Consider the following 15072-nt stretch of genomic DNA (forward strand, 5'->3'; position numbering starts at 1 on the left):
AGGATTCAGTGATAAATCAATATTGACATTGACCTAAATTGAGGTTTGGTGTTTTGGTTTTCGCAGCATCGGGCCACGATTCGATCGTGCAAATCGCCAACCAATAATAATTACAATGAAGGATTAATGGTAATGCATTTTTGTCAGTTAAGTGAAAAAAGCCAAATTTTAAGCAGATGCTGCCTTAGCGATGCTGTCAGTTATTCCAACGAGCATGCAGGCTCCCATCGTGTTGTCCAAAACCGCATTAAAAATCTAAAGGTTAATCTGAAACACGTCGAGATTGGCGGCTTGGGTCTGTTCCAAATGTGCTACGGTGACAGAGCGGCAGTCTCGTCGTCGCCGCATGAACGCGAAGGTCTTTACCATGTGCACTTCGTGCTTAAAGGGCTCTGTTCATTGAGAGCGGGTGGTGAAGAGCATACATTAGCCCCCGGCGAATTATTGTTACTAAACCCTGACAGCACTTTAGACCTTACCTACTCAGACAACTACGAGAAGCTTGTCGTCAAGATTCCCGCTCGTTTAATTCACTCGGTTTGCAGCGAAAATAGGTGGAGTTACTCGGACTCGAGGGCGCGCCTCGCCCCGCTTTATCGTCACGCAAAGCAGGATGGCTTAATTAGTTTGCTTAGCTTGGTATGTCAGGAAGCGGAAAATGACGAGTCTCATCTTCAGGTGGGGGAACGCTATGCCAAGCTTTTAATAAGTAAGTTGCTCGCCATACCTGGCGGTAATATTAGCCGCGAGCCGATGAGTTGTGTAGGCGATTCGTTCGAACGTCTGGAAGAGTTCATCTCGAACAATATCAAGCAAATTATCTGTCTGGAGCAATTGGTCGAGCTGGCAGGTATGAGTGCTCCCTCTTTAAATGAGCTATTTAAGAAGCATGCTGGTACGACACCCATGCGATTCATACGCCAGCGCAAATTGGAAGCCGTTTATACTCACTTGAGTAACCCGGACGCTGCAGCGAGAAGTGTCACCGAAGCGGCTATTGACTACGGATTCCTACATCTTGGACGCTTTGCCGATAGCTATAAGTACACTTTCGGGGAGCTGCCATCGGAGACTCTGCGCCGTATGCGTGCAGAAGCCAACCTCATCGACTAACCTGATTACGCATAAGGCTCAGCGATCTTCAGGAACCGGTACGGCGTTCTTCATTGGTTTGCACTGCGGCGACAAACGGGAGCTTGTGCGCCGCGCCCGCGCTTTCCCGGCCGTTCACCGCCCAGATAGGCGTCATCCATCTCAATGCGTCCAGGAAGCTTTTCTCACTGGTTGCGCTTCTTTGAGCCGGTCTTCCCGGCTGTCCATCTGGAACTCAAAAACAAGACGATGCCCTGATTCAGTCCGCCAGGCTACGAGAATAATCCGTATGCCTGTCTAAAGGATGCGCTGACCCGCCTGCCAATGCAGAAGGCCAACATCATCGACGAATTATTGTCCCAAAACTGGACGCCCGCTACCCCTGACAAGGAGTGATGACCGGGCGTGTACCTTAAAAAACGGATGGCGATTTAAAGAAATCGGATATCCCCGTGCCGGCCAGCGCGACACAATAGCTGCGATTTGAAATGAACAGGGCTTGAGCAGATAAAGTCAAGCGCCTTAAGGGTCAACAGCTTTGCGCTAGCCAATGCTTAGTTCTGGAGTATGCGTCGAGCCAAGTTCAATCGGGCAGGTTTCGCGGGATCGGGATTAGATATGGCTAGGTCCATTGGTACATTTCAGTTCAGATTGGTGTTGGCATCGTAGGGTTTACTTGCGATGCAAAAACAAGAAGCTTGGTAGATGCTTTCGTTGGAGCATCTTGAGAGAAGACAAAGCATAGGAGCTCAATAATGAACAACAGTGAAGTAACCGAAACGCCCATAAAATGGGTGAAAAAATGGTCTAATGAAGAAATCAAAAATCTAGTGGATCAGGAGATAGGGCTGATTGATCCCCGTATTTATTCAGATCAGGACCTGTATGAAATTGAGCTTGAGAGAGTCTTTGCTCGTTCCTGGCTGCTTCTTGGGCACGAGGGGCATATTCCCAAGGCGGGCGACTATATCACAACCTATATGGCTGAAGATCCTGTCATCGTCGTTCGGCAGAAAGATGGGAGCATCAAGGTCTTCCTGAACCAGTGTCGGCATCGTGGTATGCGAATTGAGCGTTCGGATTTCGGAAACGCAAAATCATTCACCTGTACATATCACGGCTGGGCCTACGATACCGCCGGAAATCTAGTCAACGTCCCCTTCGAGAAAGAAGCCTTTTGTGACAAGAAAGAGGGTGACTGTGGGTTCGACAAGGCCGATTGGGGTCCGCTGCAAGCGCGTGTGGATACCTATAAAGGTTTGATTTTCGCCAACTGGGATGAAGAGGCCCCGGATCTGCTCACCTATTTGAGCGACGCAACCCCCTATATGGATGTAATGCTCGATCGGACCGAGGCGGGTACCGAGGTTATTAGTGGCATGCAGAAAACGGTAATCCCATGTAACTGGAAATTTGCCGCCGAGCAGTTCTGCAGTGATATGTACCACGCAGGCACGATGGCGCATCTGGCGGGCGTGCTGTCCAGCCTTCCGCCCGACGTGGATCTGTCTCAGGTGAAACTGCCGTCAACCGGTAATCAGTTCCGAGCCAAGTGGGGCGGGCACGGAACCGGTTGGTTCAATGATGATTTCTCGCTCCTTCAAGCCATTATGGGGCCTAAGGTGGTTGATTACTGGACCAAAGGGCCTGCAGCTGAGCGCGCTCAGAGCCGTTTGGGGCAAAAGCTTCCCGCTGACCGAATGGTCGCACAGCACATGACAATTTTCCCGACGTGTTCGTTTCTCCCAGGAATCAATACAGTCCGTACTTGGCATCCGCGCGGGCCCCATGAGGTCGAGGTATGGTCCTTCATTGTAGTGGATGCCGATGCACCGGAGGAAATTAAGGAAGAGTATCGCAGGAAGAACATTTTCACCTTCAATCAGGGTGGAACCTATGAGCAGGACGACGGCGAAAACTGGGTAGAGGTTCAACGAGGGTTGCGGGGTCATAAGGCGAGAAGTCAACCCCTCTGTGCTCAGATGGGTGCCGGTGTCCCGAATAAAAACAACCCAGAATTTCCTGGAAAGACCAGCTACGTCTATAGCGAGGAAGCCGCGCGCGGAATGTACCATCACTGGGCTCGCATGATGTCCGAGCCAAGCTGGGAAACGCTGCGGCCATGAGCGATTGAGAGCATCGAAGAAAGTAATCGCATTCCCTGTGTCTACTGCGGCTGGGGAACGCGAAAGTTGGCTGAGCCGGCGAAACAAAATCAACTCAGTCTTGGTGGCTATTAATCTGGCCGAATTCCAAAGGCATTGGTCCTAGGTCTGGAGTCGGCTTTGTTTAAACGCTCAATCTTATGCCAGCGCCTAATGTAGATAGAAGGAATAAAAAATGACATCTAGTGATCTTACTAAACCGATCGAATGGCCACTGAAGCCCGTTGATCATGAGCTTCAACACGCCGTGGAACAATTCTATTACCGCGAGGCCCAGTTGCTTGATTATCAGAAATACGAGGACTGGCTGGCTTTGATGACCGAAGACGTTCGGTACTGGATGCCGATTCGAACCAGCCATATCTCCCGGGATAAGGCCCTGGAGTACATTCCCCCGGGAGGTAACGCCCACTTTGACGAAGACTATGAGAGCTTACGGGCGAGAATTCGTGGGAGACTGTCAGGCTTAAACTGGACCGAGGATCCGCCTTCCCGCAGCCGACACATTGTCAATAACGTGATCGTCCGTCAAACAGAGGATTCTGCCGCGTTGGAGGTTAGTTCCGCGTTCCTTTGTTACAGAAACCGACTGGAGCGTATGACGGACATATATGTTGGTGAGCGCAGAGATATTTTGCACCGTGTGACCAATGGACTTGGGTTCAAGATTGCCCAGCGAACCATATTACTCGATCAGAGCACGATTACTGCTAATAATCTCAGCCAGTTTTTCTGATTGGTACAAAGCTCCTGTCGTTCACTTATAAAGCTCTCATATATAGAGAAAGCTTTATAAGTGAACCTTATCAATTCCTGCCTGAAAGTTGAGTCGCGAACCAAATCAAGTGTTAGGAGACAACAAAATAATGAAATTTTCCGTAGTATGTAACGTATCTGACATTCCCGTTGGTGAGGCCCTGAAGGTTGAAGGTAGCGAGGGAGCTATCGCGATTTTCAACGTCGATGGTGAGCTGTTCGCGACACAGGATAGATGTACTCATGGAGATTGGTCCTTATCTGAAGGGGGCTACCTCGAAGGTGACATCGTCGAATGCTCTCTGCATATGGGTAAGTTCTGTGTACGCACGGGCAAGGTAAAAGCGGCACCTCCATGTGATCCGCTCAAAATGTTTCCGTTAAAAATCGAGGGCGATGATGTCCTCGTTGATTTTGACGCCGGGTATTATGCGCCATGAGTAAATCAATTGTTATTATTGGCGCCGGGCTTGCCGGGGTAACTGCGGCTCGCTGTCTGCGCACTGAAGGGTATCAGGGGACGATTCACCTAATAGGAGAAGAACCTTGTGCTGCCTATGATCGACCGTGTCTGTCCAAGGAGCTCCTGGCGGGAAAAGTGAACGAGCCCGCGGCGATCCTGGGGCCTGACTGGAGTAAGTCAGCTAACATAACGCTCCATCTGGCGGAGCGTGTGACTGGAATTGATATCGCAAACAGGCAGGTTCGCTTGCAGTCCGACGGTCACATTCCCTACGACTATGTACTCCTGGCAACGGGGTCACGCGCAAGGCGCATCCAGGCTGAGGGCAGCAATCTGCCGGGCATCCATACACTGCGAACATACGAGAATGCCAACAGGCTGAAGGATTCACTGGCAACGGCCAAGTCCCTGGTAATCATTGGTGGCGGCCTGATCGGATGTGAAGTGGCAACCACCGCTAGTGGTCTTGGTGCCAGCGTCACCATTCTGGAGTGTGGGGACGAACTACTGTTACGTGTTCTGGGCCGTGATACCGGCAAGTGGTGTCGTAACGAATTGGAACGTATTGGCGTTCAGGTTGAACGAAGTGCGCATGCCTTGCGTTTCGAAGGCGACGAACGCGTGCGTGCGGTTGTGTGCACTGATGGTCGACGAATTGAAGCTGAGACCGTCCTGGTAAGCATCGGGGCCGAGCCGGCCGATGATCTCGCTCGCGCAGCCGGTATTGAGTGTCAACCGGGTGGTGGTGTACTCGTCGATGCCACTGGAAAAAGTTCAGATCCCAGAGTGTTCGCAGCTGGGGATGTGGCTGCCTGGCCACTGAGATCGGGTGAGCGGCGCTCACTTGAGACATACCTGAACAGCCAAATAGAGGCGGAAATTGCCGCCCTCGCTATGTTGGGCAAGCCCCAACCCTCGCCTCAGACCCAAACCTCCTGGACTGAAATTTCAGGGCACAGACTCCAGATGGCAGGTGATATTAACGGCCCAGGCGAAATTGTTGTGCGCAATAACGAACAGAGTAGATCCCGTCTGTTGTTCAGGGTCCTGGATAACCGCGTGGAAGCGGCCATAGCCATTGATGATCCGCGAGATTTTTCGATTGCAAGCCGTCTGGTGACGCGAGGTGTTCCTGTTTCCACGCCAGAGTTGGCTGATCCTCAATTCAGTCTGAGGGACTTTTTGAAGGCTAAGGCATAGCGACGCCGAGCGAGATTAATTTTGAAGGTCTACACGATTTCCAATTAGGAAGCCTATTTATGAAATTACAAGATGAAGTAGTCTTTATTACCGGGGGTGCGTCAGGGTTGGGTCGTGCCCTGGTAGATAGATTCGTTAAGGAAGGTGCCAAGGTCGCAGTTTTCGATAAATCTCCGGATCGAGTTCGCCAGCTGGAGCAAGAGCACGGTAAAGCAGTGGTATCGATTGCCGGTGATGTGCGTTCTTTGGAGGATCTGAAAAGAGCGGCCACCCAATGTGTTGACACGTTTGGAAAAATCGATGTGTTAATACCCAATGCGGGTATATGGGATTACAACATGCCACTTGTCGATTTACCGGAAGATAATATCGACAAGGCGTTTGATGAATTATTTCAGATTAATGTAAAGGGCTATATTCTCGCTGTAAAGGCTTGCCTACGGGCTCTCGTTGCCAGTCGTGGCAGCATTATATGTACGATTTCAAATGCGGGCTTTTATCCCAATGGCGGTGGGCCTCTATATACGGCTACAAAACACGCGGTTGTCGGCCTGGTACGTGAACTTGCATTTGAGTTGGCACCCTACATACGCGTTAATGGTGTTGGCGTTGGCGGGATGAATACGAGCCTGTCAGGGCCAGGTTCATTAGGTATGAACGAGAAATCCATATCTGAAATCCCGTTGGGGGAAATGTTGGAAAGCGTACTACCAATCGGTCGTATGCCCGATGTTGATGAGTACACAGGGGCTTATGTGTTTTTCGCCACAAGAGGGGATTCCGCACCCGCTACTGGTGCACTGTTAAACTATGACGGTGGGATGGGTGTCCGTGGGCTCTTTTCTGTGGCTGGAGGTAATGACCTCCTTGACAAGCTCAATATCGAATAAATCGAATAAGGAGATATAAATGGGTATCAAAAGCCTGGGCTACATGGGGTTCTCTGTAAGCGATGTGCAAGCGTGGCGCTCCTATCTCACCAAGAAAATCGGATTGATGGAGATTAATGGCTCTGATGAGAAAGCCTTATATCGTATGGATTCAAGGGAGTGGCGAATAGCGATAGAAAAAGGTGACTCTGACGACCTCGAATTTGCAGGCTATGAAGTGGCCAATCCCAAGGCGTTGAGGCTGATGACGGAACGTCTACGTGAAGCCGGGGTTCAGGTCAAGACGGGCGACACTGAACTGGCAGAAAAACGTGGCGTGATGGATTTGATCTCATTCAATGATCCATTTGGGATGTCCTTGGAGCTTTACTATGGGGCCACAGAGTTATTTGAGCAGCCTTTTATCTCTAGCGCTGGTGTCAGCGGGTTCGTTACCGGAGAGCAAGGAGCGGGACATTATTTTTATGCGGTTCCAGATATTGAGAAAGGCCTGTCGTTTTACACGGAACTGTTAGGCTTTCAGTTATCCGACGTAATCGACATCGCGATAGGCCCAGATATTACTGTGCGAGGTTATTTCCTTCATTGCAATGGTCGCCACCACACCCTGGCTATCGCCGAGGCTCCGTTACCCAAGAGGGTTCACCATTTCTTGCTGCAAGCCTTGACGTTTGATGATGTAGGTTATGCCTACGACCGACTCGATGGTTCGTCAGACAAATTAACCGACTCTAACCTTCGGGCAGGGGAAAGTGACAACAGTACATCTAGCATGATCACTGCGACGATCGGACGTCACGTTAACGACCACATGGTCTCATTTTATGCTGAAACACCATCCGGGTTTGAACTTGAATTTGGCTGGGGTGCTCGTGACGTCGATGATTGTTCCTGGGTGGTGACAAGACACAACCGAACTGCCATGTGGGGGCATAAATCGGTACGAAGAAAATAACAGCTTCTACTAACGGGAATTGGCATAGATAAAATAAAAATGAAGGAAAAAATAAAAATGAAGAAAAAAATAAAAATAACATCTGTTATAGCTGGCTTGATGATGACCGCCGGAAATGCCTTGGCGGTCAGCGACGTGTTCAGATTTGTTGGGCATGGTCCAATTTCCACGGCTATGGGCGGAGCTGCAACTGCTTATGATGTGGGTGCAGCGGGTATGATGACGAATCCTGCGACGCTATCTTTAATGGAGCTCGGCTCTGAAGTTCATGTGGGTTTCGATGTTGTAATTGCTGACCTCTCGGTTAAAGACCAAGCCACTGGGGAGGTCTCCTCCTCCAGAGATCACTCGAAAAACCGAGGCCCATATGCTGCTCCGCAGCTGGCCTATACCTATCGCAATGGCTCCCTGGCGCTTGGTTTTGGTGCCTTTGCTCAAGGTGGGGTAGGGACAGAGTACGGTAATGATGGTTTTCTCTCCCGTGCCACCGGGGGGCTTGATACGGGGCTCGAGTCTTCCAGTCGGCTGCTTACAATGAATATCCCGTTTGCTGCCAGCTATGAGGTTAATGACCAGCTTATAGTAGGGGCCAGCGTGGATGCCCTGTGGCAAGGCCTGAACCTTGAAATGTTGATGGGGGCGGACCAGGTAGGCTCGCTTATGGGGTCTGGTAGTGTGAGTGGGACTCTTGTACCTGTACTTGGAGGCTTGCCTGACTTTCGTGGCGCGCATTTCAGCTTTTCAAGAAACCATCCGGTTGCAAGCGGTGTAGATGCCTGGGGTTTTGGGGGGCGAGTGGGTATGATCTACAAGTACAGCCCGGATACTCGAATAGGGGTTGCTTATTCCATGAAGAGCCATATCGGGGACATGAAGGGTGATGGAGTCCTGACTGCGGTCGATGCTGTTGCCGGACAAATCGCGCTACCTGGAACAGTTAAGATTCGGGATTTTCAAACACCCGCTCAATTGAATCTGGGGATAAGCCACCAGGTTGGTAGCCAGTGGTTGCTGGCGGCTGACCTCTCCCGGATCTTCTGGGAGGATGCAATGGAAGATATCGATGTTGGTTTTGTGGCGGATACTGGCCAAAATATCGATATTCTCCTGCCGCAGAATTATAGAGATCAGACAGCGCTATCGCTTGGCGCTGCCTATATGACGGGAAAGTGGACGCTACGAGGCGGTGCCAGAATGGCGACTCAGGCGCTACGCTCAGATACATTACTTGCGGTTATTCCTGCTATTCCTAATACTTTCGGGTCTCTGGGTTTTTCCTACCAATGGTCAACGGCAAGTAAAGTGGACTTTGCCTGGACCACTCCTTTGAAGAGACGATGGAGAACTCTAAGCTGCCTAACACTTCTGACCCAATAAAGGTTAAGCATTCTCAAGATAGTTTTGGTTTGGCTTACACTTATAGATTTTAAATTTCCCTCGGCTTGGATAAGAACAAGGAGGTTCTATCGATAGTGTATGTAATTTACTCCAGATACTCCGGATCCAACGTCATTGAATTAGTGACGTTTATCCAGAGATATCATATAATTACGGTTCACAAACACACGAGGAATACGCCTCATGAAACTTCCGCCAAAACTAACGGTTGACACGCCCAGCGAGATCCTGACTGAAAATTGTACATAAAATAACCAGTCTACTGGATGACCCCGCCTTTATCGCCGAACACCGCCAACGTCCCCAGGATTTCACCCGCCGCTGCCACCTGAACTTCAAACACCTGGCCCTGTTCCTGCTCAATCAGCCCCAGTCTGCCTTGCAAACCGAATTGAACGGCTTTTTCCAGCAGGTCACCGGCGCGGCCCTGGAATCCTGTCAGGTGACCGCCTCGGCCTTCTGCAAGGCCCGCCACAAGCTGGATCCGACCGTGTTCGAGGCCCTGAACCAGGTGGTTCAGGCACAACTGGATGCGCAGGGTCTGCGATACCGCTGGCGCGGCCTGCGCCTGCTGGGCATCGACGGCTCCAGTGTCCATCTCCCCCTGGAAGACAGACAGGCCAGCCATTTCGGCACCCACCAGGGCCTGCCGGTGGCCCGCTTGTCCCAGTTGATCGACCTGGGCGACGGCCAGACCCTGCACAGCCTGCTCGTCTCCCCGACGATCTGTGAGCGCGGCTGTGCCCAAAGCCATCTCGATCACGCCCCCTCAGGCAGCCTGATCCTGTTTGATCGCGGCTATCCCGCCCACTGGCTGTTCGCCGATCTGGCGCAACGCCGAATTCCGTTCGTGATGCGCCTGCGCCTGAACTTCAATCGCGCCGTGCGGGACTTTGTCCAGTCCGGCGACCGGGAAACCCAACACACCTTCACCTGCACCAACTGGCTCTCGCGCCAGGTGTGCCAGCAGTCCGGGACGGATCTAGACGGCCCGGTGACCCTGCGCCTGGTGCGGGTGGACCTGCCGGGGGGCACCACGGAAGTGCTCGCCACCTCCCTGCTGGATGCGCAGGCGTTTCCTGCGGCAGACTTTGCCGACCTGTATCACCGCCGCTGGGGCATCGAAACCGACTACCGGCGCCTCAAGCAAACCCTGAACCTGGAGAACTTCAGTGGCCGTTCCCCCCAGGCCGTCCAGCAGGACCTGCACGCCCGCATCCTGCTCAAGAACCTGGCACTGCTGATGCAAACCCTGCAGCAACCCGAGATCGACCGGCGTCACGCCCAGCGCAAACACCGTTGGCAGCCCAACTTCACCCAGGGGCTGTCCTGCCTCAAGAACAGCCTCGTCCGGCTACTGCTCAACCCCACCCGCGCGCTGCTCTCAGGCCTGCTGGAACTGATGGCCAGCGCCCTGGGCGCCATCCGCCCCGGCCGCTCCAGCTCGCGAAAACGCCGGCGGTGCGCCACCAAAGGCTGCGAGGGGTATAAGCCCACCCGCTAAGTTGCGTTAACAACCCGGACCCCACCACTCACCCAACCAACAGGCTGCTTCCGGAGCGGTCGGCTTCCGCTCGCCCTGAAAACGCGCCTCCCCACCTGTACAGGTCACGACCCGCCTGAAATCCGGTCTATCCCCCAAAAAATCGCTTCAGCTGGCGCTCATTGCCGCGATATCGTTACGATGATGCCACCAAACCCCGCCCATGGCTTCGGCTGGAACTGGATTTTGGACTCTGCGGGGCTTAAGTTGATGACGTTGACTCCGGATCGAGTTGCATATATCTTCTTTGGGATAGCGGTTGTAAGAATCTATGTGCGCCTTCTGAAACCTAGCCCGAATTTCTCATGAGGGGATAAAAGAAAGCGGCTGAAAGTGTTAAAATTTCAGGACCTTACACCATCAATCAACACCAACAACCGCTATCCAAAATGGTACCTCAAAAACTGACCTTCTCGCCACTTTCCCGCCGCCAGATTGAAACCGACTTCTCCGGAGGCCATATCACCTCCGATGCCGGCTTGCTGTTACTGCGCGAAGTCGACAAACAACACCGGTTAACCCAACGGCTGGCCGAGACTCTGACCGACCAGCGGGATCCCCGGATGATTCGTCATGAGCTCAAGTCCCTGGTCCGGCAACGGGTCTACGGTGTGGCCGGTGGCTACGAAGATCTGAATGATCATGAAGCGCTTCGCTTTGATCAGGCACTACAAACCGCCACGGGGAATGCCTCGACTCTGGCCGGCAAGTCCACGCTTTGTCGAATGGAGCAGGCGATGGATCGGCAAACCATTGTCAAAGCGCATGAGTTGCTCTGGCACCACTTTATCGAGCAGCATGAGAAGCCGCCCAAGGAAATCGTGCTGGATTTTGACGGCACCGATATTCCGGTGCACGGCGACCAGCCGGGTAAGTTCTTTAACCGGTATTACGACCATCACTGCTACTTCCCGCTTTACGTCTTCTGCGGTAGGCACTTGCTGGTGAGCTATCTGCGCACCAGCAATCGAGGTGATGCCCGGCACAGCTGGGCCATTCTGGCGCTGCTGGTGCGATTTATTCGCGAGTATTGGCCACAGACCCGGATCGTGTTCCGGGGCGACTCCCACTTCAGCAAGCCCCGACTGCTGGCCTGGTGCGATCGCAACCAGGTGGATTACATCGTAGGCATGGCCCGCAACCAGCGGCTGGAGGCGCTTGCCGCCCCAGCCATGGACAAAGTCCGGACCTACTACGAGGCTCATGGCCATAAGCTCGCCAGCACCTTCCGCTTCCGCTACAAAGCCCGAAGCTGGCATAAGCCACGCTGGGTGGTTGCGCGCCTGGAATATGGCCCTCAAGGCCCGAACCCCCGGTTCGTTATCAGCTCCCGCTACGATGACGGATTCAAGCTCTACTACGAACAGTATTGCGCACGGGGTGATATGGAGAACCGGATCAAGGATCAACAACTGGATCTGTTTGCCGGTCGCACCTCCAGCACACACTGGTGGACCAACCAGTGGCGGCTGATCTTATCCGGCTTCGCCTACACCCTGTTCGAGCGTTTGCGGGTGCATCTGAAAAACACGCCCTTCGAACGTATGAGTGCCGGCACCTTGCGCTTGAAGCTGATCAAGGTTGGCGCAGTCATCATCCGCAACACCCGCCGAATACGGGTGTTGATGAGTGATAGCTATCCACACAAGAACGATCTCTCAGCACTGGTTCAGCGCTTGGTGCCCCAGTAGATAATCGGGCTCCCCCGGCCCGATACCAATGGGGGAAAGGGGGAGTTGTGCCTGAATGCCGGAAACTGGCTAAATAATCGCCAACTTCGACCATGACCACTCGGATCTGGCACTACCAGGCTTGGTCTGCGAAGGTTGTTGGAGCACTATGAGAAATCCGGGCTAGTGACCCAATATTTCGAAAAATGAGGAATGAGAGATGACGAACCCTGAAATCGGTAAGAGCGTTGTAGCGGCAGGTATCCAAACCAATTACCACGACGTTGGAGAAGGATACCCGGTAATACTGGTTCACGGCTCTGGACCGGGTGTGACTGCCTACGCTAATTGGCGCCCTAATATTCCATATCTAAGCCAGTTCTATCGTGTTATTGCGCCCGATATGGTTGGATTCGGCTATACCGAACAACCTGATGGTTATGAGTTTTCCCTGGATAATTGGGTCCAGCACATCATCGGTGTTATGGACGCTTTGAATATTCAAAAGGCTCACATCGTAGGTAATTCTTTTGGGGGGGGGCTCGCGATTGCTACCGCTCTGAGGTATCCGGAGCGAGTGGGTCGTTTGGTCCTGATGGGCGCAGCTGGCACTAAGTTCAAGCTCACAGAGGGCCTGGATGCAGTCTGGGGTTACCAACCGTCTATAGAGAATATGCGTAAGCTTCTCGATCTCTTCGCTTATGACCGTTCCCTGGTGAGCGATGAATTAGCAGAGGTGCGATATAAAGCAAGTATTCGCCCTGGAGTTCAGGAGTCATTCGCAAGTATGTTCCCTGCCCCACGCCAGCAGTGGCTAGACTCGTTAGCCAGCTCTGACGAAGAGCTTAAAAGTCTTTCCAATGAGACATTGATTATTCATGGAAGAGAGGATCGGGTTGTCCCGTTATCCAGCAGCTTGCACTTGGCTGAAGTCATAGATCGTGCGCAGTTGCATGTTTTCGGTCGCTGTGGGCATTGGACACAAATTGAACATACAGATCGATTCAACCGTCTCGTAGTTGACTTCTTTAATGAGATCAACGAGTAGTGTGCTGAATTTTGTGGGTAGATAGAATCGGGTGCCTTTAATGCAAGCGTTAATAATAATTCGGATTCGTATTGACGCAGTTATTGAAGGCGCCGATTTAAAATCGAATTTCTTCAGGCGAGGAAATGGGGGGTGAGAAATAAATATGTGTTCTAGTGAGAGTGACGGTGACAGAATTGCAAAGGAACTTTTTTCTGCGTACCAGAGCTCTACGCCGATACAGAGTATTACGGATCGATATCCTGAGCTAACCGTCCAAGATGCATATCAAATACAGAAACTATTTCTTGCTAAGAGGTTGGCGCTAGGTGAGCAAGTTATTGGAAAAAAAATAGGCGTTACCAGTCAGGCTGTCATGGACATGCTGGGTGTGAACCAACCCGATTTTGGCCAGCTGACGGACCGCATGGTGATCAACCAGGGCGAGTCGATTGCCATGAAATCCCTGATCCAACCGAAAGCGGAAGGTGAAATCGCCTTTGTCCTGAAGCGGGATCTGAACGGCCCCGGTGTCACCGTCGCTGATGTGCTTAGGGCCACCGAAGGTGTGATGGCGTGTTTTGAGATTGTCGATTCACGAATTCGCGACTGGAAGATCCGGATTCAGGACACGGTCGCGGATAACGCGTCGTGTGGCGTGTTTGTACTCGGGGATCGCCTGGTGGACCCCCGTAATCTGGACCTGTTCACAACCGGTATGGTGCTGGAAAAAAACGGCCGGACCGTGGGTACGGGGGCAGGTGCAGCCTCCATGGGGTCCCCGGCGATTGCGGTTGCCTGGTTGGCCAACACCCTTGGCGAACTGGGAATGTCGCTGAAGGCCGGTGAAGTCATTTTGTCCGGCGCTTTGTCCGCAATGGTGCCGGTCAATGCGGGTGACAATTTGCGGATGACGCTGGCGGGTATTGGAAGCTGCTCCGTGCGGTTCGACTGATATAAGCAACAGGAAAGAGTCATGAGTAAGAAAATCAAAGCAGCCATCATCGGCTCGGGCAACATTGGCACGGACCTGATGATCAAGATCCTGCGCAACGGCCAGAATATTGAAATGGGCGCCATGGTGGGTATCGACCCGGAGTCTGACGGCCTGGCCCGTGCCGCCCGCATGGGCGTCGCCACCACCCATGAGGGCGTGGATGGCCTGGTGAAGATGCCGGAGTTCGCCGACATCGACATCGTGTTTGATGCCACTTCCGCCCGGGCCCACATGCACAACGAAGTGTTCCTGCGGGGCCATAAAGAGAGCATCAAGATCATCGACATGACCCCGGCGGCCATCGGCCCCTACTGCGTGCCGGTGGTGAACCTGGAACAGAATCTGAAGGAAGGCAACGTCAACATGGTCACCTGCGGGGGCCAGGCGACGATTCCCATGGTGGCGGCGGTCTCTCGTGTCGCCAAGGCCCACTACGCCGAGATTGTGGCTTCAATCTCCAGCAAGTCCGCCGGCCCCGGCACCCGTGCCAACATCGACGAATTCACCGAGACCACCGCCAAGGCCATCGAAGTGGTGGGCGGTGCCCAGAAGGGCAAGGCCATCATTATCCTCAATCCGGCCGAGCCGCCCCTGCTGATGCGGGATACCGTCTACGTGCTCTCCGATGCCGCCGACCAGGCGGAAGTGGAGGCCTCGGTGGAAGAAATGGTCCAGGCCGTCAACAGTTACGTGCCCGGTTATCGCCTCAAGCAGAAAGTGCAGTTTGACGTGATCCCGGAAGACCAGCCCATGAACGTTCCGGGCCTGGGCCGCTTCAGCGGCCTGAAGACCTCCATCTTCCTGGAAGTGGAAGGCGCCGCCCATTACCTGCCGGCCTACGCCGGCAACCTGGACATCATGACCTCCGCGGCCCTTGGCACCGCCGAGCGCATCGCCGAATCGCTGGTCAACTGAG

The 15072-nt window shown here is 53.0% G+C and carries 13 protein-coding genes and 1 pseudogene; 13 read left to right on the plus strand and 1 reads right to left on the minus strand.

What is annotated here, in order from left to right:
* The first annotated feature begins 132 nt into the window (after positions 1 to 132).
* A complete protein-coding gene (locus tag AC5JQH_RS10365) occupies positions 133 to 1113 on the plus strand; it encodes an AraC family transcriptional regulator (protein ID WP_491558417.1) in 981 nt (326 codons plus the stop codon).
* Between the two features lie 46 nt (positions 1114 to 1159).
* Here the strand turns inward: AC5JQH_RS10365 and AC5JQH_RS10370 are convergent.
* Positions 1160 to 1277 (minus strand): annotated as a pseudogene (locus tag AC5JQH_RS10370) (transposase); the annotation flags it as partial.
* 570 nt (positions 1278 to 1847) lie between these two features.
* Here AC5JQH_RS10370 and AC5JQH_RS10375 point away from each other — a divergent pair.
* The 12 genes from AC5JQH_RS10375 to AC5JQH_RS10430 all read left to right on the plus strand — a co-directional run bounded on the left by AC5JQH_RS10375 (position 1848) and on the right by AC5JQH_RS10430 (position 15071).
* Entirely contained in the window at positions 1848 to 3218 is a 1371-nt protein-coding gene (locus AC5JQH_RS10375) for an aromatic ring-hydroxylating dioxygenase subunit alpha (RefSeq protein WP_493805557.1), read from the plus strand.
* Between the two features lie 214 nt (positions 3219 to 3432).
* Positions 3433 to 3993: a 3-phenylpropionate/cinnamic acid dioxygenase subunit beta gene (locus AC5JQH_RS10380; RefSeq protein WP_491558415.1), complete on the plus strand. Its 561-nt coding sequence runs from the start codon at positions 3433 to 3435 to the stop codon at positions 3991 to 3993.
* Positions 3994 to 4123: 130 nt separating this feature from the next.
* On the plus strand, positions 4124 to 4453 hold the full coding sequence (locus AC5JQH_RS10385; protein WP_491558414.1) for a bifunctional 3-phenylpropionate/cinnamic acid dioxygenase ferredoxin subunit: 330 nt from the start codon (positions 4124 to 4126) through the stop codon (positions 4451 to 4453).
* Positions 4450 to 5676 (plus strand): NAD(P)/FAD-dependent oxidoreductase, encoded by a 1227-nt coding sequence (locus AC5JQH_RS10390; RefSeq protein WP_491558413.1) that lies wholly within the window; start codon positions 4450 to 4452, stop codon positions 5674 to 5676. Before AC5JQH_RS10385 ends, AC5JQH_RS10390 begins: the two co-directional genes overlap by 4 nt.
* A gap of 59 nt (positions 5677 to 5735) precedes the next feature.
* Complete coding sequence (bphB, locus tag AC5JQH_RS10395; protein ID WP_110068218.1) at positions 5736 to 6566, plus strand: cis-2,3-dihydrobiphenyl-2,3-diol dehydrogenase; 831 nt, start codon at positions 5736 to 5738, stop codon at positions 6564 to 6566.
* Positions 6567 to 6585: 19 nt separating this feature from the next.
* Positions 6586 to 7521: a biphenyl-2,3-diol 1,2-dioxygenase gene (gene bphC, locus AC5JQH_RS10400; RefSeq protein ID WP_491558411.1), complete on the plus strand. Its 936-nt coding sequence runs from the start codon at positions 6586 to 6588 to the stop codon at positions 7519 to 7521.
* Between the two features lie 39 nt (positions 7522 to 7560).
* Positions 7561 to 8898, plus strand: a complete 1338-nt coding sequence (locus tag AC5JQH_RS10405) for an OmpP1/FadL family transporter (protein WP_493805558.1) — start codon at positions 7561 to 7563, stop codon at positions 8896 to 8898.
* A gap of 253 nt (positions 8899 to 9151) precedes the next feature.
* Positions 9152 to 10423 carry an IS4 family transposase gene (locus tag AC5JQH_RS10410; protein WP_339779678.1) on the plus strand — a complete coding sequence of 424 codons (1272 nt, stop codon included), beginning with the start codon at positions 9152 to 9154 and terminating at the stop codon, positions 10421 to 10423.
* Between the two features lie 428 nt (positions 10424 to 10851).
* Complete coding sequence (locus AC5JQH_RS10415) at positions 10852 to 12153, plus strand: IS1380-like element ISMaq3 family transposase (RefSeq protein WP_011784498.1); 1302 nt, start codon at positions 10852 to 10854, stop codon at positions 12151 to 12153.
* Between the two features lie 199 nt (positions 12154 to 12352).
* Positions 12353 to 13180 (plus strand): alpha/beta fold hydrolase, encoded by an 828-nt coding sequence (locus tag AC5JQH_RS10420; RefSeq protein ID WP_474546511.1) that lies wholly within the window; start codon positions 12353 to 12355, stop codon positions 13178 to 13180.
* Between the two features lie 145 nt (positions 13181 to 13325).
* Positions 13326 to 14114, plus strand: a complete 789-nt coding sequence (gene dmpE, locus AC5JQH_RS10425) for a 2-oxopent-4-enoate hydratase (protein WP_474546510.1) — start codon at positions 13326 to 13328, stop codon at positions 14112 to 14114.
* Between the two features lie 21 nt (positions 14115 to 14135).
* The gene (locus AC5JQH_RS10430) at positions 14136 to 15071 is read left to right on the plus strand and encodes an acetaldehyde dehydrogenase (acetylating) (protein ID WP_474546509.1); all 936 of its coding nucleotides are present in this window, start codon (positions 14136 to 14138) and stop codon (positions 15069 to 15071) included.
* Position 15072: the final 1 nt, after the last annotated feature.

Source organism: Marinobacter sp. H13, assembly GCF_059072335.1.

Excerpts from the sequence above, each read along its gene's own strand:
- AC5JQH_RS10365 (WP_491558417.1), top strand. The coding sequence starts at position 133 with ATGCATTTTTGTCAGTTAAGTGAAAAAAGCCAAATTTTAAGCAGATGC.
- AC5JQH_RS10375 (WP_493805557.1), top strand. The coding sequence starts at position 1,848 with ATGAACAACAGTGAAGTAACCGAAACGCCCATAAAATGGGTGAAAAAA.
- AC5JQH_RS10380 (WP_491558415.1), top strand. The coding sequence starts at position 3,433 with ATGACATCTAGTGATCTTACTAAACCGATCGAATGGCCACTGAAGCCC.
- AC5JQH_RS10385 (WP_491558414.1), top strand. The coding sequence starts at position 4,124 with ATGAAATTTTCCGTAGTATGTAACGTATCTGACATTCCCGTTGGTGAG.
- AC5JQH_RS10390 (WP_491558413.1), top strand. The coding sequence starts at position 4,450 with ATGAGTAAATCAATTGTTATTATTGGCGCCGGGCTTGCCGGGGTAACT.
- bphB (WP_110068218.1), top strand. The coding sequence starts at position 5,736 with ATGAAATTACAAGATGAAGTAGTCTTTATTACCGGGGGTGCGTCAGGG.
- bphC (WP_491558411.1), top strand. The coding sequence starts at position 6,586 with ATGGGTATCAAAAGCCTGGGCTACATGGGGTTCTCTGTAAGCGATGTG.
- AC5JQH_RS10405 (WP_493805558.1), top strand. The coding sequence starts at position 7,561 with ATGAAGGAAAAAATAAAAATGAAGAAAAAAATAAAAATAACATCTGTT.
- AC5JQH_RS10415 (WP_011784498.1), top strand. The coding sequence starts at position 10,852 with ATGGTACCTCAAAAACTGACCTTCTCGCCACTTTCCCGCCGCCAGATT.
- AC5JQH_RS10420 (WP_474546511.1), top strand. The coding sequence starts at position 12,353 with ATGACGAACCCTGAAATCGGTAAGAGCGTTGTAGCGGCAGGTATCCAA.
- dmpE (WP_474546510.1), top strand. The coding sequence starts at position 13,326 with ATGTGTTCTAGTGAGAGTGACGGTGACAGAATTGCAAAGGAACTTTTT.
- AC5JQH_RS10430 (WP_474546509.1), top strand. The coding sequence starts at position 14,136 with ATGAGTAAGAAAATCAAAGCAGCCATCATCGGCTCGGGCAACATTGGC.